The following is an 18,489-nucleotide window of genomic DNA, read 5'->3' on the forward strand; positions in this document are numbered from 1 at the left end:
CATCTTATCGCCGCCGCGTTTATGTGAAAGGACGAAAATGGACACGCAGAATGACCTGCAGGAAACGCTGATCACGCTGACTGCGGATATTGTTGCCGCGCATGTGAGCAACAATAGCGTGGCAGTGTCTGATCTTCCGTTGCTCATTGCTAACGTTCACGGCGCGCTTACCAATCTGGGTAGCGCGAAGCCGGAACCCGAAGTAAAGAAGCAGGAACCGGCAGTGTCGATCCGCTCTTCGATCAAGCCGGACTATATTGTCTGCCTCGAAGACGGCAAAAAACTCAAGATGCTCAAGCGTCATCTGATGACCCATTATCAGATGACCCCGGACGATTATCGCGCCAAGTGGAACCTGCCGGCCGATTATCCGATGGTCGCCCCCAATTATGCCGAACAGCGCCGCAGCCTGGCCAAGAAGATCGGCCTGGGCACCAAGCGCCGCAAGCGCTGAGGAACGGGCCCCACCCTTGCAACGCCGGATCGCGGTTTGCCCCGGTCCGGCGTTTTGCCGTCCAGCATCCCTTTTCCCCGGCGTCGCTTGACGCTACATCATCATCATGAACCGCAAGATCGACCTTGAAGCGCTGTGCCATGAAAAAGGCCTGCGCATTACCGAACAGCGCAAGGTGATCGCGCGCGTCCTGTCCGAAGCGGACGATCATCCGGACGTCGAAAAGGTCTATGCCCGCGCATCGGCGATCGATCCGGGCATCTCGATCGCGACCGTCTATCGCACGGTCCGCCTGTTCGAAGAGGCCGGTATCCTCGACCGCCATGATTTCGGCGATGGGCGCGCCCGCTACGAACCCTCGCCCGAGGCGCATCACGATCATCTGATCGATGTGGAGACGGGCAAGGTGATCGAATTCGTCGATCCCGAGCTGGAATTGCTGCAGAAGCAGATCGCCGAGCGACTGGGCTTCCGCCTGGTCGATCACCGCATGGAGCTGTACGGCGTCGCGCTCGAGCGCAAGCCCTGAGGCCATGGCCGACGGCGTCGATCCGCGGCGCCACGACGCCGCCCTTGGACTGCCTACCAGGCTGACGCCGGCGGAGAGCTTTCGCTTCTGGCGGCGGGTCGGACTGCTGCTGCTGGCAGTGCTGACACATGTGCCGATGCACTATCTGTGGCGGCTGTTGCGCCTGCCCTCGCCTTGGCCGCGCTGGTTCCTGGGGCGCGCGGGGCGTATTGCCGGGGCGCGGGTCGAGGTGATCGGGACGCCGTTGCGCCGCGACGTGTTCTACGTCTCCAACCATTTGTCGTGGATCGACATTCTGGCATCGGGCGGGGCCAGCGGCACCGCGTTCGTGGCCAAGGCGGAGATCGGCGCATCGCCGGTGGTGGGCTGGCTCGCCGGTCTCAACCGCACCGTTTACGTCAAGCGCGAGAACCGCATGGGCGTGGCCGAGCAGATCAATGCGCTGCGTGACGCGCTGACCGAAAACTGGGCGATCACCGTCTTCCCCGAGGGGACGACGACCGACGGCAAGTCGCTGCTGCCGTTCAAGACGCCGATGCTCCGCGTCCTCGAACCCCCGCCGCCGGGCGTGATGGTTCAGCCGGTGCTGCTCGATTATGGCGCCGTGGGCGAGGAAATCGGCTGGGTCGGCGAAGAGGGCGGGGTCAACAATGCCCGTCGCGTCCTGTCGCGCAAGGGCAGCTTTCCGCTGCGCATCCACTATCTCGACCCGTTCGACCCGCATGACTTTCCCGGGCGCAAGGCGATCGCGGCGGAGAGCCGGCGACGGATCGAGGATGCCTTGGTCGCCGCGCTGGGCGGGCCGCTGCGCCCGTTCGCCTGGACGGTTGCACCGGTCAACTACAACGGACCGGGCGAAAGCGGGGGCTAGCGCCTGCGGCGCCCGGTCTTCTGCACGACCGGCTCCATCGGCGCAAACACCACGCCCTCGGGCGACACCGACTGTGCGCCGGTGGCGGCGGGAATGATTACGTCGTGGCTCGACGTCACCACATCATAATCGCCGGTGCGGAACGCGGCGAAATCGGCGCGCAGGAATGGCGGATCGGCCCGTTTCGCCATCTGTTCCCGGGGCAGGCGCGGCGCGCCACGGCGGACGCGCGGATCGACGATCTCATAATCCACCACCGACACCGACGTGCCGAGCGCGGTCACCTCGAACAGCCGGCGCGCGAATTCGCGCGGAAAGCGGATGCAGCCATGCGACGCGGGATAGCCGGGTAGCTGCCCGGCGTGCAGCGCGATGCCGGTCCAGGTCAGCCGCTGCATGAACGGCATCGGCGCGTTGCTGTATATGTTGGAGCGGTGATGCACCCGCTTTTGCAGGATCGTGAACTCCCCGACCGGCGTCGCCTTGCCAGGCTTTCCGGTCGACACGGTCGAGGCCGCGATCAGCACGCCGTCGCGATAGACATAGGCGACCTGGCCGGGGATGCTGATGAGGATGGTGACTCCGGACGCGCCGCCGGTCGGCTGAAAGGCGGCGTCCTCGATCCATGTCCATTGCCCGTTGCGCAGCAGAATCTCGTCGCTACCGTCGGGCATCACCTGCTGCGCTGCGGCGGGAAGCGCGATACACAGCGCCAGCCCGATCGAAACCGCCCGCATTGTCCGCGCTACCGCAGACCCCATCCCTACACTCCATTGTTACGCGAGCGACCGCACCCACTATCTATGGTTAACGCAGGCAGGACAAGACGGTGCCGTGCAGTTCGCGCGAGTCCGGCGCACGCAGGCTGTGTTCGCCCATTTCGGGACAGGGTTCGACAAGCCGCGCCGCCTCTGCGGTGAACCGACGCCAAACTGTGGACTCCCTTAGGACGAATCGGCTGCGACCTGCGCTATAGTGATATTCCGAATAGCGAAGTTTGTGGGGGCACAGAGGACGCATGGACAAGATGACCAACGCCGTGGCGTCGCGCCGCGCTTTCCTGAAGTCCGCCGGCATGATCGCCGGCACGGGTCTGCTCGCCGGCTGTGCCGCGCGCAGCGTGACGACGGCAGCCCTTCCCGCTGCTCCGATCGCGGTCCCGCCGCCGCCCGTGGCGGTTCCGGTTCCGGCGGCGCCGCGTTCCGCCAACGCCCCGCGCGGCATCCGTCCCGAATTGTTCGAGCGCGCCGTGGCCGCGCTGCAGCAGCATTCGAGCCGCATCCGCCAGCAGGACCGGATCGCGATCGCCGACTTCTCGCTGCCCAGCTCGCGGCTGCGCTTCCATTTCGTCGACATGATCAACGGCGCCACGCGTTCGATGCTGGTCAGCCACGGCATCGGCTCCGACCCCGAACATACCGGCATGCTCCAGCGCTTTTCGAACGAGGTGAATTCGGAAGCGACGTGCGAGGGCGCGTTCCTCGCGGCCAATTACTATGTCGGCAAGCATCAGCTGTCGCAGCGACTGATCGGCCTCGACCCGACCAATTACAACGCGCTCGATCGCGCGATCGTGGTCCATGGCGCCTGGTATTCGAACCCCGACATGATCGCCAAGCATGGCAAGCTCGGCCGCAGCCAGGGCTGTTTCGCGGTCGGTGAGCGCGATCTCGACACGCTGTTCGCCCTGCTCGGCGAAGGCCGGATGATCTACGCGACCAAGGTCTAGGAGCAAGCTGCGCACGCCGTGCGTTGATGCCTCCCAAAAATCGGGAGGATCGCATGACCGAAACGCTGTACCCGGCGCTGCCCGACGACATCGATCGTGCCGCGCGTGACGTGTTGCAGGCCGCCTGCGACGCCAAGCTCAGCCTCGCCACCGCCGAAAGCTGCACCGGCGGAATGCTGGCGTCGCTGCTGACCGATGTCGAAGGGGTCAGCTCTGCCTTCGAACGTGGCTTCGTCGTCTATTCGAAAGACGCGAAATGCGAGCTGCTGCATGTCGCGCGCGACACGGTCGAGCGCTGCAATGCAGTCAGTCGTGAGGTCGCGGTCGCCATGGCGGACGGCGCGCTCAAGGCCAGCCATGCCGACATTGCGCTCGCCATCACCGGCTTTGCCGGACCCGGCGGACCCGATGACGAACCGGGCCTGGTCCACTTTGCCTGTGCCCGTACCGGACGCCCCACCGCGCATCGCGCCGAACATTTTGGCGATATTGGTCGCGGACCGACCCGGATTGCCTGTATGCGCGTCGCACTGCAGATGATCGGCGAGGCAATCGACTAGTGGTGAAGCAACGGTTCAACTCGATCCACACGCACGGCATGGTACGCGTCGGTGCCTGCACGCCCCGCGCAAGCGCGGGCGACATCGCCGCGAACACGGCATCGCACATCGCGCTGGCGAAACAGGGCGACGCGGCAGGGGCAGACCTATTGCTGTTCCCCGAACTCGGCATCACCGGCTATGCGATCGACGACTTGCACCTGCAGGACGCGGTGCTGCGTGCGACCGCGCAGGGCCTGGCCGATCTGATCGCGGCGAGCGCGAGGCTCAAGCCCGTGCTACTGGTCGGTGCGGCGCTGGAGCGGAACGGGCGGCTCTACAACTGCGCGGTGGTGATCGCGCGGGGCCGCGTGCTCGGCGTCGTGCCGAAGAGCTATTTCCCCAATTACCGCGAATATTATGAGAAGCGCTGGTTCGCCTCCGGCATCGGCCTGTCGGGCACGATCGAACTCGCAGGCCAGACTGCCCCGTTCGGCACCGACCTGATCTTCGCCGCCAGCGACCTGCCCGATTTCACCTTCCATGCCGAGATTTGCGAGGATTTCTGGGGGCCGCTGCCGCCCTCCACCTTTGGCGCGATGGCCGGGGCGCTGATCCTGTGCAACCTGTCGGCCAGCAACATCGTCATCGGCAAGGCGCGCGAGCGTGCGTTGCTGTGCGCAGCGCAATCGAGCCGCACAGCATCGGCCTACCTCTTCTCCGCATCGGGACCGGGAGAAAGCACCACCGACCTTGCCTGGGACGGGCAGAGCCTGATCTACGAGCTGGGCGAGTTGCTCGCGCAATCGGGCCGGTTCGATCTCGAGGACGAACTGATCACCGCCGATATCGATGTCGCGCGGCTGCGGCAGGAGCGGATGCGCTTCGGCACGTTCAACGACAATGCCGCCGCCGCCGGCCACCCCGAGCAGCGCTTTCGCCGCATCGCGTTCGATCACCAGACGGGCTTCGACGATATCGGCGTCCACCGCGCGATCCGCCGCTTTCCCTTTGTCCCCAACACCCCCGAAAAGCTCGACGAGGATTGCTACGAAGCCTTCAACATCCAGGTCGAGGGGCTGCGCAAACGGATGGTCGCGACCGGCAATGGTAAGATCATCATCGGCATTTCGGGCGGGCTCGACTCAACCCATGCGCTGATCGTCGCGGCCAAGGCGATGGACCGGCTGGGGCGGCCGCGCAGCGACATTCTCGGCTTTACCATGCCCGGCTTTGCCACCGGCGAGGGGAGCAAGGGCAATGCCTGGGCGCTGATGAAGGCGCTCGGCATCACCGCCGAAGAGATCGACATCCGCCCGGCTGCCCGCCAGTTGCTCACCGACATGGGCCACCCCTATGCCGATGGCGAGCCGGTGTACGACATCACCTTTGAGAATGTTCAGGCCGGGCTGCGCACCGACTATCTCTTCCGCCTCGCCAATCAGCGCGGCGGCTTCGTGCTGGGTACTGGCGACCTGTCGGAGCTGGCGCTGGGCTGGTGCACCTATGGCGTCGGCGACCATATGTCGCACTACGCCGTCAACGCCGGCGTGCCCAAGACGCTGATCCAGTTCCTGATCCGCTGGTGCGTTGCAACCAGCCAATTCGATGCGCAGACCGATGCGGTGCTCGAAGCAATCCTCGCCCAGGAAATCTCGCCCGAACTGGTCCCCGCCGACGCCAGCGGCGCGATGCAGAGCACCGAGGCCAAGATCGGGCCGTACGCACTGAACGATTTCTTCGTGCACTATGTCGTGCGCCACGGGCTGGCGCCGTCGAAGATCGCGTTCCTCGCCTGGCATGCGTGGCGCGATGCCGATGCCGGCGAATGGCCGCTGGGCGTGCCGCCGCATCAGCGCGTCGCCTATGACCTGCCCACGATCCGCCACTGGCTGGAGAAATTCCTGGTCCGCTTCTTTGCGCAGAGCCAGTTCAAGCGCAGCGCGATCCCGAATGGGCCCAAAGTGTCGGCGGGCGGCGCGCTGTCCCCGCGTGGCGACTGGCGCGCGCCGTCGGACGGGGTGGCCGGGCCGTGGCTCGACGAGCTTGAGGCGAACGTGCCTAAGTAGCGAGGCGCTCCAGCCCAAGAATCGTGTCCGCTTCATGCGCCGGTTTGTCGGTGCGGATACGGCTGATCCGGGGAAAGCGCATCGCGAGGCCCGATTTGTGCCGCTTCGACGCGTGGATCGAATCGAACGCGACCTCGAGCACCAATGACTTCTCCACCTCACGCACCGGCCCGAACCGCGCGGTCGTGTGGTTGCGCACGAAGCGGTCGAGCCACTTCAGCTCTTCGTCGGTAAACCCGAAATAGGCCTTGCCCACCGGCAGCAGCTCGCCGCCCTCGGTCCATGCGCCGAACGTATAGTCGGAATAGAAGGACGAGCGTTTCCCGCTCCCGCGCTGGGCATACATCAGAACGCAATCGGCGGTCAGCGGATCGCGCTTCCATTTATACCACAGCCCGACGCGCCGCCCCGCGACATAGGGCGAGTCGCGCCGCTTGAGCATCACCCCCTCGATCGCCGCATCGCGGGCGCCGGCGCGCAGCTCCTCCAGCGCAGCGAAATCCTCCGCCTCGATCAGCGCCGAGACATCGAACCGCGTCGGGTCGAGCGGCGCGGCATAGGCCTCGAGCCGGGTGCGGCGCGCGTGCCACGGCAGTTCGCGCAGATCCTCCAGCCCATCGAACAACAGGTCGTAGAGCCGCACGAACGCCGGAAACTCCGCCAGTGTCTTGGCCGACACGACCTTGCGCCCCAGCCGCTGCTGCAGCGCGTTGAAGCTGCCCGCCTCACCCCCCTGCGCCTCGCCCCGCACCAGCAATTCGCCGTCGAGCACGCCGGGCGTTGCAAAGGCGCTTGCCACGTCCGGGAAGCTGGCGGTGATGTCGTCGCCCGCACGGCTGTAGAGCCGAGTCTCCCCCGCGACATGCACGATCTGGACGCGAATGCCGTCCCATTTCCATTCGGCGGCATAGTCGGCAAGGTCAACCTGCGTCTCCTCCAGCGGGTGGGCGAGCATGAACGGGCGGAACACGGGCACGTCGGTCGTGGTCGGCTGCGGCCCGCGCCCTTCGCCCCAGTCGAACAGCGGCGCATAGGGCGGGGTCAGCCCGTGCCACACCTCCTCCACCGCATCGACATCGACCCCGAACGCCTCGGCGAACGCGGTCTTGGCCAGCCGCGCCGACACCCCGACGCGCAAGCCGCCGGTGGCAAGCTTGAGCAGCGCATAGCGTTCGTCCGCCGCCAGCCGGTCGAGCATCGCGCCGAGCGCGGCAGGCGCGTCGGAGCGCGACAGGCTGGCGAGCCGGTCGACCACTGCGCCCAAGGTCAGCGGCTCGGACGCGGGCGGCGGCGTCAGCGGCTCGGGCCAGATCAGCGCCACGGTTTCGGCGGTGTCGCCCACGAAATCGCGGCTAAGCTGGAACAGCACCGGATCGACCCGCTCGCCCACCAGCGCGCGGATCACGGCGGGCTTGACCGCGGGCAGATCGAGCGTGCCGGTCAGCGCCGCCAGCCCCCAGCCGCGATCCGGATCGGGCGTCTCACGCAGCCACGCGCCGATCAGCCGCAGCTTCGCATTGCGCGATCGCGTGTAGATCAACCGGTCGAGCAGGTCGGCAAAGGCGCGCATGGGACGCTCAACATGGCGCGATGCGACCGGTTCCACCAGAGCCGCGCCAATCCCCCTCGCGAAGCGCTCGCCTTCACGCTAGCGTCAAGTTACCGGAAAGGTCGGCCCGCGATTCGCGCGCGCCGTGGGAGGGAATGTTTCGATGAAGACCCTGTTGCTTGCCGTCGCCCTGTCGGCCCTGCCGCTCGCCCCGGCATCGTTCGCCCAGACGGCGCCCGCGCCGGCCGCTGCCGCCGCGAAGTATAATCTCGACACGCCGATTCAGGACATCGTCGCCGATCCGGCGGCAAAGGCTGCATTCGACGCCGCGCTTCCGGGCGTTTCGACGCATGAGAGCTACGAGATGTTCAAGACCATGAGCCTCAACCAGCTCAAGACCTATGCCGCCGACAAGCTGACCCCCGAAGTACTCGCCAAGGTCGAGAAAGATCTCGCCGCGGTGAAGTGACCTGCAATCCTCCCCCGCCAGGGGGAGGTGGCGCCCAAGGCGACGGAGGGGGAGGAAGCGACACGGCAAGAGCCATGATCGCACAGGCGACCTCCCCCTCCGTCAGCCGCGCTGACACCTCCCCCTTGCGGGGGAGGATTGTTCAGCCTCAATCCTCACGCGTGATGTTGAGCGAGCGCGTGACGCGATAATCGAGCACGCCGACGACGAAATAGACCGCCGCCTGCATCATCCGCGTCAAGAACCCGGTCCGCGCGCGGTGCAGGTCGCGCGTCACCTCCAGCGAGCGCGCCACCTCGGCATCGACATAGCCACGGACATGCGCAGCAAACGCCGCATCGTCGATCCGCAGCATCACCTCGAGGTTGAGGAACAGGCTGCGCATGTCGAAATTGGCCGATCCGATCTGCACCTTGTCGTCGATCACGAACAATTTCGTGTGCAGCTTGGTCGGCAGATATTCGAACACCCGCACCCCCCGCCGCAGCAGCCCGCGATAGGTGAAGCGCGCGGCGTGCAGCGTCAGGTGATTGTCGGTGATCGACGGCACCACCACGCGCACCCGTCCCCCGCGACGCGCGGCGCGGCCAAGCCGCAGCAACATCGCGGGACTCGGAAAGAAATAGGCGGCGAGGATATCGATCGTGCGCGCGCCCTTCAGGTCGCGGCGGACCGCGCGCGCCCAGGGCGACAATCGCCGCGTGGGCCCGCCGAGCAGCCAGCGTAGCTGCCCCTCCGGCTCACTCCATTGCTTAAGCGCGCGGCGCAGCGCTCGCAACGGCGCACGCGGCCGCTTGGCCCAGCGCCACAGCGCGTCGAAATAGCCGGTCAGTCGCGCCGCCGCCGGCCCTTCGACCAGCAGCCCCAGGTCGCGCCAGCCATCGCTGCCCGGCGCGCCGAAATAATCGTCCTGGATGTTGAACCCGCCGATGATGATCCGGGCATCGTCGCCTTCGCCGTCGGCCAGCGCGATCTTCTGGTGATTGCGCAACAGATAGCGCCGCCCCAGTCGCGGCTCGAAGAAGCATACGCGCCCGCCCGCATCCCGCAGCGGCCCAAAGAAGTCGCCGTCATAGGCCGGGTCGCTGCCCAGGCCATCGACGATCAGCGTCACCTCGACCCCGCGCGCGACGGCGGCGATCATCGCGTCGCGCACCCGCGCCCCGACCGCGTCGTCGGTGTAGATGTAATAGAGCAGCCGCAGCGAACGGCGCGCACCGGCGATCAGCCCGAGCAGCGCGTCGAGCCGGCGCGGACCGGTATCGAGCAATTGCAGGCGATTGCCCGCGATCGCAAAGACCGGCTGGGGCGGCGGTTCCGGCGGCAGTCCCGCGGCAAGACCGGGCGTTGGATCGGTGGCCAGCTCCATCGCGCCGGGATTGCACGCTTTGCCGCCGCCGCGCCAGCCCGCACTGCATCGGGCGATTTCCTTGACTCTGCGGGGGACACCGACTAGATGGCCCCCTTTCCTGTATCCCTGTCCAAAGGAAGCGTTCCATGGCGCGCGTCACCGTCGAGGATTGCGTCGACAAGGTCTCCAACCGTTTCGATCTCGTGCTGCTGGCAGCCCAGCGCGCGCGTCAGATCTCTGGCGGCGCGGAACTGACCATCGATCGCGACCGCGACAAGAACCCGGTCGTCGCACTGCGCGAGATCGCCGAAGAGACGGTGCGTCCCGACCATCTCGAGGAAGCACTGGTCGGCAGCCTGCAGCGCGTGCAGATCGACGATGAGGAAGCGCCCGACGAAGTCGGCAGCCTCGCCGCATCGGCCGAGGCGCTGCGCCTCACCGCCGCTGCGCCGCCGCGCAACCAGAATCTGGGTGCCGATTACGACGGCTGAGCCGCGTATCTCCGCTGCCATGTGAGAGGCCGCTGCCCAGCCGGGCGGCGGCCTTCTCGCGTTTTAGCGCGTGTGTTTGCTCCACTATGGCGCAAGCATCTGAGTTTACGCTTGATTCACTATGATCCGAATCGGACAGTGTCGCGTCCGAATCGGGGGGAATCGGGTTGGAAACGAGCGCGACGATCCTGTTCGTCATTGACGGTGTCGCGCGTGAAACGATGCTGTTCGCCGCGATCGGATTCCTGATCGGCGGGATCGACGATCTGCTGATCGATCTGGCCTATGGCATTGCCCGCATTCGTGCGCGGTTGCTGGGCGAAGTACCGCGCAGCCTGGGTGCGGTACCGCTGCCGATGGCGCTGTTCATTCCCGCATGGGAGGAAGCGGCGGTGATCGGCGCAATGCTGCGCGCGACCCTCACCCGCTATCGCGAGGCCGATTATCGCATCTATGTCGGCACCTATCCCAACGATGCCGCGACGATCGCGGCGGTCGCGGAGGTTGCGGCGTCCGATCCACGCGTGCGGTTGGTGATCGGCCCGACCCCGGGACCGACCACCAAGGCCGATTGCCTCAATGCGCTGTGGCGCGCGCTGTTGCGCGACGAGGCCGCGGGCGAGCCGTGCGCGGCGGTCGTGCTGCACGATGCCGAGGATCTGGTCCATCCCGACGAACTGGCGGTCTTCGCCGCCTGGCTGACCGACCATGACGCGGTACAGCTGCCCGTCCAGCCACTGGCCGACGCGCGCTCGCCCCTGGTCGCCGGCCACTATCTGGACGAGTTCGCCGAAAGCCATGGCAAGAATCTGATCGTGCGCGCGGCACTGGGCGCGGCAATCCCGTTTGCAGGCGTCGGCTGCGCGATCCGCCGCGCGATGCTGGGCCGCATTGCCGACAGTCGCGGCGGTCAGCCATTCGATGCCGCCAGCCTGACCGAGGATTATGAGCTGGGCCTGACCGTCGCCACATTAGGCGGGCGCACCCGCTTCGTCCGCGCGCGCGATGCGGCGGGGGCGCTGATCGCGGTGCGAGCCTATTTCCCCGCCAGCCTCCCTGCGGCGGTGCGGCAAAAGGCGCGCTGGCTGACCGGCATCGCGCTGGCAGGATGGGACCGTGTCGGATGGCAGCGCGGTGGGTCGATGGGCGAACATTGGATGCGCATGCGCGACCGGCGCGCGACACTGGCGATTCCAGTGCTCGCCATCGCCTATCTGGCGCTGGTCGCGTGGGGGGCGTCGCTGGTCGGACACTGGCTGGTCGGGACGCCGGTCCCGACCCCTGCTGGGCCGATGAGCTGGCTGCTTGCCATCAATGCCGCCCTGCTGGGCTGGCGAGTGGCGATGCGGATCGCGTTCACAGGGGCGAGCCACGGACCGGTTCAGGCCGCGCTGGCGATTCCGCGGGTGCTGGTCGCCAATGTGATTGCACTGCTCGCTGCGCGACGTGCCCTGGCGATCTATTGGCCGATGTTGCGCGGGGGCCCGCCGCGCTGGGACAAGACCGCACATCATTTTCCCGAGTCGCACGAGGGCAAGGCATGAACGCCGATGCCTTGCCCGGCCGGGGTCGGCCCTTGCGCTTTGTCGCGATCGTGGCGGTCGGCTGGGCGGCGATGCGCGTGGTACAGCTGTGGCCCGAAGGCGCGACATTGCCCGAAGCGATCAAGGCCGCGATGCCGCTGCGCCCCGCGACGGCCGCACCGGTCGTGCATGCCCCGACCCCGCCTCCTGACGGAATCGCGCCGCGCATCGCAGCATTGCGCCCGCCGGCACGGCGCCCTGCCCCCGCTGCGGCCATCGTCGCTGCGCCGCCACCACCGACCAGCCTCGCCGTGCTCAATCTGGTCTCGTTCGGCACCGAACGGACCAGCATGGGGGAGGTCGAGCAGCTGCCGCGCATCCCGGCTCCCCCCGCGATGCTTGCCCCGCGTGCGGCCCCCGGCCGCTGGCAGGCCAGCGCATGGTTCGTCACCCGGCGCGGTGCCGGAGCCGGCGGGTCGATGCTGGGCGGCGACCAGGCCGGGCTGCGCATTGCCCGGATGCTCGATCGGCGCGGGCGGTTGGCGCTTGTTGCGCGCGTCACCACGCCGCTGGCCGGAGCCGGGCGTGAGCTGGCGCTGGGCGTGGAGTGGCGTCCATGGCGCGCGCCGATGCGGTTTCTCGCCGAACAGCGGCTGGCGCTCGACGGCGGCAGATCCGGCCCCGCCGTCGCGGTTGTCGGCGGGGTCACCGGCATCGACCTGCCCTTTGCCTTCGCGCTGGAAAGCTATGCGCAGGTCGGCGCGGTCAAGCGCGCGCGGGTCGAACCGTTCGCCGACGGCGCGCTGCGGGTGACCCGCGAGATCGCCGCCGCGGGCGCGGCGCGGCTGGCGCTGGGGGCTGGTGCCTGGGGCGCGGCGCAGCGCGAGTCGGCGCGCATGGACATCGGCCCGACCGCCGTCACCACCGTGCCGATTGCCGGGCAGTCGCTGCGCATCGCGCTGGACTGGCGCGAGCGTGTCGCCGGGGACGCGCGACCGGGGTCCGGTCCGGCGCTGACGCTCGGCGCAGATTTCTAGCGCTGGAATCAGCTTCGCTCAATCGCGTCACCAGCCTTGCTGAAACAAACTATCCGCCGCGCGGCCTTCCGCAGTGCGGCGTGAGGGGCTAGGCAGGACATCCTCATGGACCTGTATCTCCCCATCGCCAGTCTCTCGGTCAACGCGCTGGTCATCGTGTTGCTGGGGCTTGGCGTCGGGATGTTGTCGGGCATGTTCGGGGTGGGCGGCGGCTTTCTGACCACCCCGTTGCTGATCGTCTATGGCATTCCGCCGACCGTCGCGGCGGCATCCGCAGCCAGCCAGGTCACGGGCGCGAGCGTGTCCGGCGTCTTCGCGCATTTCCGCCGCAACGGCGTCGATCTGCACATGGCGTGGGTGTTGATCGGCGGCGGCGTGCTCGGCTCCGGAGCCGGTGCGCTGCTGTTCCGCCTGCTTCAGGCGAGCGGCCAGATCGATACGGTGATCGCGCTGCTCTATGTGGTGATGCTCGGCTCGATCGGCTGGCTGATGCTGTCCGAATCGCTCGGCGCGATCCGCTCGGCGCGGACCGGGGTGACGACACGGGCGCGGCGGCGGCGGCATCACCCGATGGTCGCCGCGCTCCCGCTGCGCTGGCGCTTCTACCGCTCGGGGCTTTACATCTCCCCGCTCGCCCCGCTCCTGCTCGGCTTTGCCACCGGCATTCTCACCATGCTGCTCGGCGTTGGCGGCGGATTCATCCTGATCCCGGCGATGCTCTATCTGCTCGGCATGCCGGCGCAGGTCGTGGTCGGCACGTCGCTGTTCCAGATCCTGTTTGTCAGCGCCGCCGCGACCATGGTGCATTCGGTGACGACCAAGGCGGTCGACATCGTGCTCGCCGCGTTGCTGCTATTCGGGTCGGTGGTCGGCGCGCAGCTCGGCGCACGCTTCGCTGCCCGCGCGCGGCCCGAATATCTGCGCCTGGCACTCGGCGCGATGGTGCTGCTCGTCGCGCTGCGCATGGTGCTCGGCCTCGCCTGGCAGCCGGACGAGATCTATTCGGTCGAGCTGGGATGAGGCGGGCCGCGCTCCTCCTCGCGCTCGCCGCGCCGCTGTTGCTGGGTCAGGCCAAGCCCACGCTGGTCCCAGACGTGTCGCAGCGCGAGATCGAGATCATCTACTCCTTCACCGGCGCAGAGTTGCTGCTGTTCGGCGCGATCGTTCAGCCGGGCAACACCGCGCCGCGCCCGGGCGATCCGCCCACCGACATCGTGGTGGTGGTCAAGGGCCCGACCGAATCGGTGCTGGTGCGCGAAAAGCAGCGGGTCGCGGGCATCTGGGTCAATGCCGACCGCACGCGCTACCGCTCGGCACCGTCCTTCTACGCCATCGCCTCGTCGCGCCCGATCGACCGGATCGTCGATGCGCGCACCCGCGCCATCTACGAACTCGGGCTCGACAGCCTCCAGCTCTCCCCCGCATCCGGCGCCGCGCCGGCGGTCCAGTCGCGCTTCGACGCAGGATTGGTCGATCTGAAGCGTCGCGCCGGCCTCTATTACGAAGCGCCGGGCACGGTCGAGATTACCGACAATGTCCTGTATCGCGGCCGCATCCAGATCCCGGCGCGCGTGCCGGTCGGGCGCTTCACCGCCGAAACCTTCCTGATCCGCGACGGTCGCGTGCTGGCCGCCGCAGTGCGGGAGATCGACATCCGCAAATCCGGCTTCGAGCGCTGGGTCGCCCGCGCGGCGGAGCGCAACTCGATCCTGTACGGCATCGCCGCCGTCCTGCTGTCGATCGGGTTCGGCTGGGCCGCCGGGGCGATCTTCCGAAGATTCTAGCGCTTCCACCAACCACTTCTTTACCCACAGTCCGTAGAAACACCCTGTTTGCAGGGGGAGCAGCTGCGCGTGATGAGTGAAGACATGGGCGGCCAGCGCTTTGACCGCATCCGTCCGGCCAGTGAGGCCAGCAGCGCAGCGGGTGCCGCTGCCGCGCATGGCATCGGTGCGGTGTCGGCGATCGGCGGTGCCTCCAGCGAGGTCGTGTTCGACATGGCCGCGCTCGATACCCTCGCGACCAGCGCCGATCCTGCGGTGGCCGGGGCAGGCACGGTCGGCAGCCAGATCAAACTGCGCGTGGGCAGCAGCTGGCTGATCGCCAATGTCCGCACCCTGCGCCTCGATGACCGCAGCGGCGCGGTGATCGCGCAGGTCGATTTCCTCGGTGAGGGCGATGAGGAAAAGCTGACCGGCAAGCTCTACAGCTTCCGCCGCGGCGTCACCCGCTATCCCGTGCCCGGCACGCCCGTCTTCCCGGTCTCGACCGCCGACCTGAAACAGATCTACGCCGCCGACGACCGCGCGCATATCGAAGTCGGCAATGTCTATCCGACCAAGGACATCCGCGCCGCGCTCTATATCGATTCGATGCTGGGCAAGCATTTCGCGCTGCTCGGATCGACCGGTACCGGCAAGTCGACCGCCGCCGCGCTGATCCTCCACCGCATCTGCGAGCTCGCGCCGCAGGGCCATGTCGTGATGATCGATCCCCACGGCGAATATTCGGCCGCGTTCAAGACCAATGGCGCGCTGTTCGACGTGTCGAACCTTGCCATGCCGTACTGGCTGATGAACTTCGAGGAACATTGCGAAGTGTTCCTGACCACCGACGGATCGGACCGTCAGGTCGATGCCGACATCCTCGCCCGCTGCATCCTGATGGCGAAGCAAAAGAACCGGCTCGCCGCCGAATTCGGCAAGCTGACCGTCGATGCGCCGATCCCCTATCTGCTGTCGGACCTGACCCAGATCCTTCAGCTCGAAATGGGCAAGATGGACAAGGCGACCGACACCGCCCCCTATCTGCGCCTCAAGGGCAAGATCGACGAGATCAAGGCCGACCCGCGCTACGCCTTCATGTTCAGCGGCATGCTGGTGTCGGACACGATGGCGAGCTTCATCAGCCGCATCTTCCGCCTGCCCGGCGACGGCAAGCCGATTTCGATCATCGACGTGTCGGGCGTGCCGAGCGAGATTACCAGCGTGGTCGTCGCGGTGCTCAGCCGCATGGTGTTCGACTATGCGATCTGGTCGCGCGGCGAGGCGCAGCGCCCGGTCCTGCTGGTGTGCGAAGAGGCGCACCGCTACGTTCCCAACGAGCGCAACGCCGATGGATCGTCGGTCGGCCGCATCCTCAGCCGCATTGCCAAGGAAGGCCGCAAATACGGCGTATCGCTCGGCCTCATCACCCAGCGCCCGTCGGACCTGGCCGAAGGCGTGCTGTCGCAGTGCGGCACGATCATTTCGATGCGCCTCAACAACGATCGCGACCAGGCATTCGTGCGCGCGGCCATGCCCGAAGGCGCACGCGGCTTCCTCGACGCCATCCCCGCGCTGCGCAACCGCGAGTGCATCATGGTCGGCGAAGGCGTCGCCACCCCGGTGCGCGTCGCGTTCGACGCGCTCGACGAGGCAAAGCGACCGGCATCGGGCGACCCGCTCTTCTCCGAACTGTGGCGACACATGGGTGGGGAGGACCAGATCCTCGACCGCACCATCCGCCGCTGGCGCGCGCAGGGGCGGTAATCCAACGTCCGTTTGTGCTGAGATTGTCGAAGCACGAAGCGTAGCGCTTCGGCCCTTCGACAGGCTCAGGGCAAAAGGAGGTTAGGAGAGCTTCAGGACGTAGTCGCGCGGCTCCAGCGCCACCCCCCGCGTAAACGCCGCAGCGCGCACCGCCCCCCTGAATGGGCTCACCGCGTTTATCCGCATGCCCACCGACGCCACGCCCGGCGCCTGCGGCACAAAGGCCAACTCCGCCCGCGCCTGCTCCACCCCGTTGACGAAGGCGCGATAGACCCGCCCGTCATAGCTTTGCGCGACATGGTGCCAGCGCCCGACCGGCCAGCGCTTGGCGGGGTCGATCAGCGGCGCGCGGTAGCCGGGGCCGAGCAGGAAGGTGTCGAGCCACCATTCGCTGCCCTCGGTGCGGATTTCGAACAGCATCCGCTGCCCGTCCTTCGCCGTCGCGGCCGATCCGTCGCCGCTTTCCAGGTGGAGCCAGCGCTGCTCGAATGCCCCGCCATCGGGGCGGAACAGCGCCTCGCAGGTGAAGCGCGGCGTGCCGGCAAGCGGGTGGCGCGGAATCAGCAGCTGGTCGCGCACGCCGTCGAACAGCACCGCCTTGCCCAACGGACTGTCGATCAGCCGCGGCGCGCCGATCACGCGCGGCGCAAGGCCGCCGATGCGCTTGAGCGAATCGAAGGTCCAGATTTCGGTGCGGCGTTGGGCGAAGGCCGGCGCGGCGCACGCGAACGCCGCCCCGGCAATCAGCGCGCGGCGACCGATCACTCGGCGGCGTCGGTCTGCGCGGGCTTGCCCCGCGTGCCGCCGACCGGCACCGCGAGCAGCTGCGCCAGTTTCGACTTGAACGCGCGCAGATCGTTGCCGCCCAGTTGCTGGACGACCGAGAAGGAAACCGAACGCGGGTTGATCGCGACGCCGTTGCGATAAAGTTCGTAATGGAGATGCGGCCCGGTCGAGATGCCGGTCGACCCGACATAGCCGATCACCTGACCTCGGCTGACCCGCTGGCCACCACGCACCGCGATCCGGCTCATATGACCATAGCCGGTGCCCATCCCGCCGCTGTGATTGAGTCGCACGAAATTGCCATAGCCGCCATTGCGTCCGGCGAATGCCACGACCCCGTCATTGGCCGCACGGATCGGCGCGCCATGGCCGGCGGCGATGTCCAGCCCCTTGTGCATCCGGGTAAAGCGCAGCACCGGATGGCGGCGCAGGCCAAAGCCCGAGCTGATCCGGCCCGATGCCGGCATCGCCATCGTGCCCTTGCGCTCGCCCTTGCCGGCACCGTCATACCAGCTGACCTTGCCGTCCTCTTCCCACCGGACCAGCTGAACCTTGCCCGATCCGCCGCCATTCAGGCCGGCAAAGAGTAGGTTGCCCATTTGCACTTCGCCGGTCGCGGCGCGCGCCTGTTCGATGATGATGTCGAACTCTGCGTCGGACCCGACCCGGCTGATCGGCACCCGCGTGGCGATCGACCGGATATAGGCCTCGACCGCGCGCGACGGCGCACCTGCGGCGCGCGCCGAGCGGTACAGGCTCTCCCCGACCCGGCCGCGAATACGCAGCGGGGTATGATCGACCGCGATCGGAATTTCGTTGAGGGCCAGGCCAGTCGGCGTGCGCACCAGTTCCAGGCTGAGGTCGAAGCGCGCACGGAACGCCAGCTTTTCCAGCGGACGCGGTGCCGATTTGTCGACCCGGCGACCCAGCGTCAGGTCGAGCTGGGTGCCCGATTTAAGGTCGCCCAGCGCCATCGCATCGCCAATCAGGTCAGCGGCGGTCGCAGCCTCGCTCGCACCGACCCCCGCGCGGGCGAGCGCGGCCTGCAGCCCGCTGCCCGACCCCAGTGTTACGCTGTGCTGGATGATCGGCCGCTCGGGCGTGTCGGTGAGCGGCGTGACGAGCCGGCTGGCGGCAAGCTTCGTGCCGGTCGCCCCGCCCTTGTCCAGCGGCGCGATCGACTGGGCGCGCATCAGATCGGCACTGGCGGCATGCGCCGACGGTACGCTGCCAAAGATCGGTCGTTCGAAACCGGGCGACAGCAGATAGACGAAGGCGCACAGGCCTGCGCAGGTAGCGGCGCCGCGAAACCACTCGCGACTACCGATGCGCGATCCCAGATCGGGGATCAGCTCGAAATCGGGATAACGTTCGTAGAAGCGCTCGACCAAACCGGGCTTGCGCACATCGACGCCGCGGCCGAACGACAATGCCGCCGCGCCGCCCGCCTGGTCCGGTCCATGTTCGCTGCGCAGAAACAAGGCGCGCTGCCCCCAGTCACAATCGTTTGAACGAATTGCCGTTCCCCCGGCACCGGCCCGAACGGTTGTGGACAGCAGATG

18 protein-coding genes are annotated in these 18,489 nt (G+C 67.5%); 13 read left to right on the top strand and 5 right to left on the bottom strand.

The features are described from left to right. The first annotated feature begins 37 nt into the window (after positions 1-37). The 3 genes from ACO05N_RS03470 (at position 38) to ACO05N_RS03480 (ending at position 1,854) form a co-directional block, all read left to right on the top strand. Entirely contained in the window at positions 38-454 is a 417-nt protein-coding gene (locus ACO05N_RS03470; RefSeq protein WP_422058696.1) for a MucR family transcriptional regulator, read from the top strand. 106 nt (positions 455-560) lie between these two features. Continuing rightward, complete coding sequence (locus ACO05N_RS03475; protein ID WP_066657248.1) at positions 561-983, top strand: Fur family transcriptional regulator; 423 nt, start codon at positions 561-563, stop codon at positions 981-983. Positions 984-987: 4 nt separating this feature from the next. Beyond that, positions 988-1,854: a lysophospholipid acyltransferase family protein gene (locus tag ACO05N_RS03480; RefSeq protein ID WP_422055799.1), complete on the top strand. Its 867-nt coding sequence runs from the start codon at positions 988-990 to the stop codon at positions 1,852-1,854. Here the strand turns inward: ACO05N_RS03480 and ACO05N_RS03485 are convergent. Continuing rightward, on the bottom strand, positions 1,851-2,615 hold the full coding sequence (locus ACO05N_RS03485) for a L,D-transpeptidase family protein (protein WP_422055800.1): 765 nt from the start codon (positions 2,613-2,615) through the stop codon (positions 1,851-1,853). The two genes, ACO05N_RS03480 and ACO05N_RS03485, sit on opposite strands and share 4 nt — an antisense overlap. 257 nt (positions 2,616-2,872) lie before the next feature. Between ACO05N_RS03485 and ACO05N_RS03490 the strand changes: the two genes are divergently transcribed. Genes ACO05N_RS03490 through ACO05N_RS03500 form a run of 3 tightly spaced genes read left to right on the top strand, consistent with a single transcriptional unit; the run spans position 2,873 to position 6,191 of the window. Further along, positions 2,873-3,583 (top strand): murein L,D-transpeptidase catalytic domain family protein, encoded by a 711-nt coding sequence (locus ACO05N_RS03490; protein WP_422055801.1) that lies wholly within the window; start codon positions 2,873-2,875, stop codon positions 3,581-3,583. 53 nt (positions 3,584-3,636) lie between these two features. After that, positions 3,637-4,143, top strand: a complete 507-nt coding sequence (locus ACO05N_RS03495; RefSeq protein WP_422055802.1) for a CinA family protein — start codon at positions 3,637-3,639, stop codon at positions 4,141-4,143. A 2-nt stretch (positions 4,144-4,145) separates the two neighbouring features. Beyond that, on the top strand, positions 4,146-6,191 hold the full coding sequence (locus ACO05N_RS03500; RefSeq protein ID WP_422055803.1) for an NAD(+) synthase: 2,046 nt from the start codon (positions 4,146-4,148) through the stop codon (positions 6,189-6,191). Here the strand turns inward: ACO05N_RS03500 and ACO05N_RS03505 are convergent. After that, a complete protein-coding gene (locus tag ACO05N_RS03505; RefSeq protein WP_422058697.1) occupies positions 6,184-7,761 on the bottom strand; it encodes a cisplatin damage response ATP-dependent DNA ligase in 1,578 nt (525 codons plus the stop codon). The two genes, ACO05N_RS03500 and ACO05N_RS03505, sit on opposite strands and share 8 nt — an antisense overlap. A gap of 142 nt (positions 7,762-7,903) precedes the next feature. Here ACO05N_RS03505 and ACO05N_RS03510 point away from each other — a divergent pair, with 142 nt between their 5' ends. Continuing rightward, on the top strand, positions 7,904-8,209 hold the full coding sequence (locus ACO05N_RS03510) for a hypothetical protein (RefSeq protein WP_422055804.1): 306 nt from the start codon (positions 7,904-7,906) through the stop codon (positions 8,207-8,209). A gap of 148 nt (positions 8,210-8,357) precedes the next feature. Here the strand turns inward: ACO05N_RS03510 and ACO05N_RS03515 are convergent, their stop codons facing one another. Beyond that, positions 8,358-9,578 (bottom strand): phospholipase D-like domain-containing protein, encoded by a 1,221-nt coding sequence (locus ACO05N_RS03515; RefSeq protein WP_422055805.1) that lies wholly within the window; start codon positions 9,576-9,578, stop codon positions 8,358-8,360. 128 nt (positions 9,579-9,706) lie between these two features. On the opposite strand from ACO05N_RS03515, the gene rpoZ reads away from it, so the two are divergent. The 6 genes from rpoZ to ACO05N_RS03545 all read left to right on the top strand — a co-directional run bounded on the left by rpoZ (position 9,707) and on the right by ACO05N_RS03545 (position 16,141). After that, positions 9,707-10,051, top strand: a complete 345-nt coding sequence (rpoZ, locus tag ACO05N_RS03520) for a DNA-directed RNA polymerase subunit omega (RefSeq protein ID WP_294015319.1) — start codon at positions 9,707-9,709, stop codon at positions 10,049-10,051. A gap of 167 nt (positions 10,052-10,218) precedes the next feature. After that, the gene (locus tag ACO05N_RS03525) at positions 10,219-11,595 is read left to right on the top strand and encodes a glycosyl transferase family protein (RefSeq protein WP_422055806.1); all 1,377 of its coding nucleotides are present in this window, start codon (positions 10,219-10,221) and stop codon (positions 11,593-11,595) included. Beyond that, positions 11,592-12,611 (top strand): hypothetical protein, encoded by a 1,020-nt coding sequence (locus ACO05N_RS03530; RefSeq protein ID WP_422055807.1) that lies wholly within the window; start codon positions 11,592-11,594, stop codon positions 12,609-12,611. The genes ACO05N_RS03525 and ACO05N_RS03530 overlap by 4 nt, the downstream gene beginning before the upstream one ends. A 105-nt stretch (positions 12,612-12,716) precedes the next feature. After that, positions 12,717-13,631, top strand: coding sequence for a sulfite exporter TauE/SafE family protein (locus tag ACO05N_RS03535; protein ID WP_422055808.1), 915 nt, complete (start codon positions 12,717-12,719; stop codon positions 13,629-13,631). After that, positions 13,628-14,395 carry a TIGR02186 family protein gene (locus ACO05N_RS03540; RefSeq protein WP_422055809.1) on the top strand — a complete coding sequence of 256 codons (768 nt, stop codon included), beginning with the start codon at positions 13,628-13,630 and terminating at the stop codon, positions 14,393-14,395. Before ACO05N_RS03535 ends, ACO05N_RS03540 begins: the two co-directional genes overlap by 4 nt. Positions 14,396-14,467: 72 nt before the next feature. Then, on the top strand, positions 14,468-16,141 hold the full coding sequence (locus tag ACO05N_RS03545; RefSeq protein ID WP_422055811.1) for an ATP-binding protein: 1,674 nt from the start codon (positions 14,468-14,470) through the stop codon (positions 16,139-16,141). 81 nt (positions 16,142-16,222) lie between these two features. Here ACO05N_RS03545 and ACO05N_RS03550 read toward each other — a convergent pair whose 3' ends face one another. Further along, complete coding sequence (locus tag ACO05N_RS03550; protein ID WP_422055812.1) at positions 16,223-16,906, bottom strand: LamG-like jellyroll fold domain-containing protein; 684 nt, start codon at positions 16,904-16,906, stop codon at positions 16,223-16,225. Continuing rightward, positions 16,903-18,408: a peptidoglycan DD-metalloendopeptidase family protein gene (locus tag ACO05N_RS03555; protein WP_422055813.1), complete on the bottom strand. Its 1,506-nt coding sequence runs from the start codon at positions 18,406-18,408 to the stop codon at positions 16,903-16,905. The genes ACO05N_RS03550 and ACO05N_RS03555 overlap by 4 nt, the downstream gene beginning before the upstream one ends. Positions 18,409-18,489: the final 81 nt, after the last annotated feature.

This window comes from Sphingomonas sp., assembly GCF_965227385.1.
GTDB lineage: Bacteria > Pseudomonadota > Alphaproteobacteria > Sphingomonadales > Sphingomonadaceae > Sphingomonas.

Coding starts and splice junctions, on each gene's coding strand:
- ACO05N_RS03470 (WP_422058696.1), top strand. CDS start 38: ATGGACACGCAGAATGACCTGCAGGAAACGCTGATCACGCTGACTGCG.
- ACO05N_RS03475 (WP_066657248.1), top strand. CDS start 561: ATGAACCGCAAGATCGACCTTGAAGCGCTGTGCCATGAAAAAGGCCTG.
- ACO05N_RS03480 (WP_422055799.1), top strand. CDS start 988: ATGGCCGACGGCGTCGATCCGCGGCGCCACGACGCCGCCCTTGGACTG.
- ACO05N_RS03485 (WP_422055800.1), bottom strand. CDS start 2,615: ATGGGGTCTGCGGTAGCGCGGACAATGCGGGCGGTTTCGATCGGGCTG.
- ACO05N_RS03490 (WP_422055801.1), top strand. CDS start 2,873: ATGGACAAGATGACCAACGCCGTGGCGTCGCGCCGCGCTTTCCTGAAG.
- ACO05N_RS03495 (WP_422055802.1), top strand. CDS start 3,637: ATGACCGAAACGCTGTACCCGGCGCTGCCCGACGACATCGATCGTGCC.
- ACO05N_RS03505 (WP_422058697.1), bottom strand. CDS start 7,761: ATGCGCGCCTTTGCCGACCTGCTCGACCGGTTGATCTACACGCGATCG.
- ACO05N_RS03510 (WP_422055804.1), top strand. CDS start 7,904: ATGAAGACCCTGTTGCTTGCCGTCGCCCTGTCGGCCCTGCCGCTCGCC.
- ACO05N_RS03515 (WP_422055805.1), bottom strand. CDS start 9,578: ATGGAGCTGGCCACCGATCCAACGCCCGGTCTTGCCGCGGGACTGCCG.
- rpoZ (WP_294015319.1), top strand. CDS start 9,707: ATGGCGCGCGTCACCGTCGAGGATTGCGTCGACAAGGTCTCCAACCGT.
- ACO05N_RS03530 (WP_422055807.1), top strand. CDS start 11,592: ATGAACGCCGATGCCTTGCCCGGCCGGGGTCGGCCCTTGCGCTTTGTC.
- ACO05N_RS03535 (WP_422055808.1), top strand. CDS start 12,717: ATGGACCTGTATCTCCCCATCGCCAGTCTCTCGGTCAACGCGCTGGTC.
- ACO05N_RS03540 (WP_422055809.1), top strand. CDS start 13,628: ATGAGGCGGGCCGCGCTCCTCCTCGCGCTCGCCGCGCCGCTGTTGCTG.
- ACO05N_RS03545 (WP_422055811.1), top strand. CDS start 14,468: ATGAGTGAAGACATGGGCGGCCAGCGCTTTGACCGCATCCGTCCGGCC.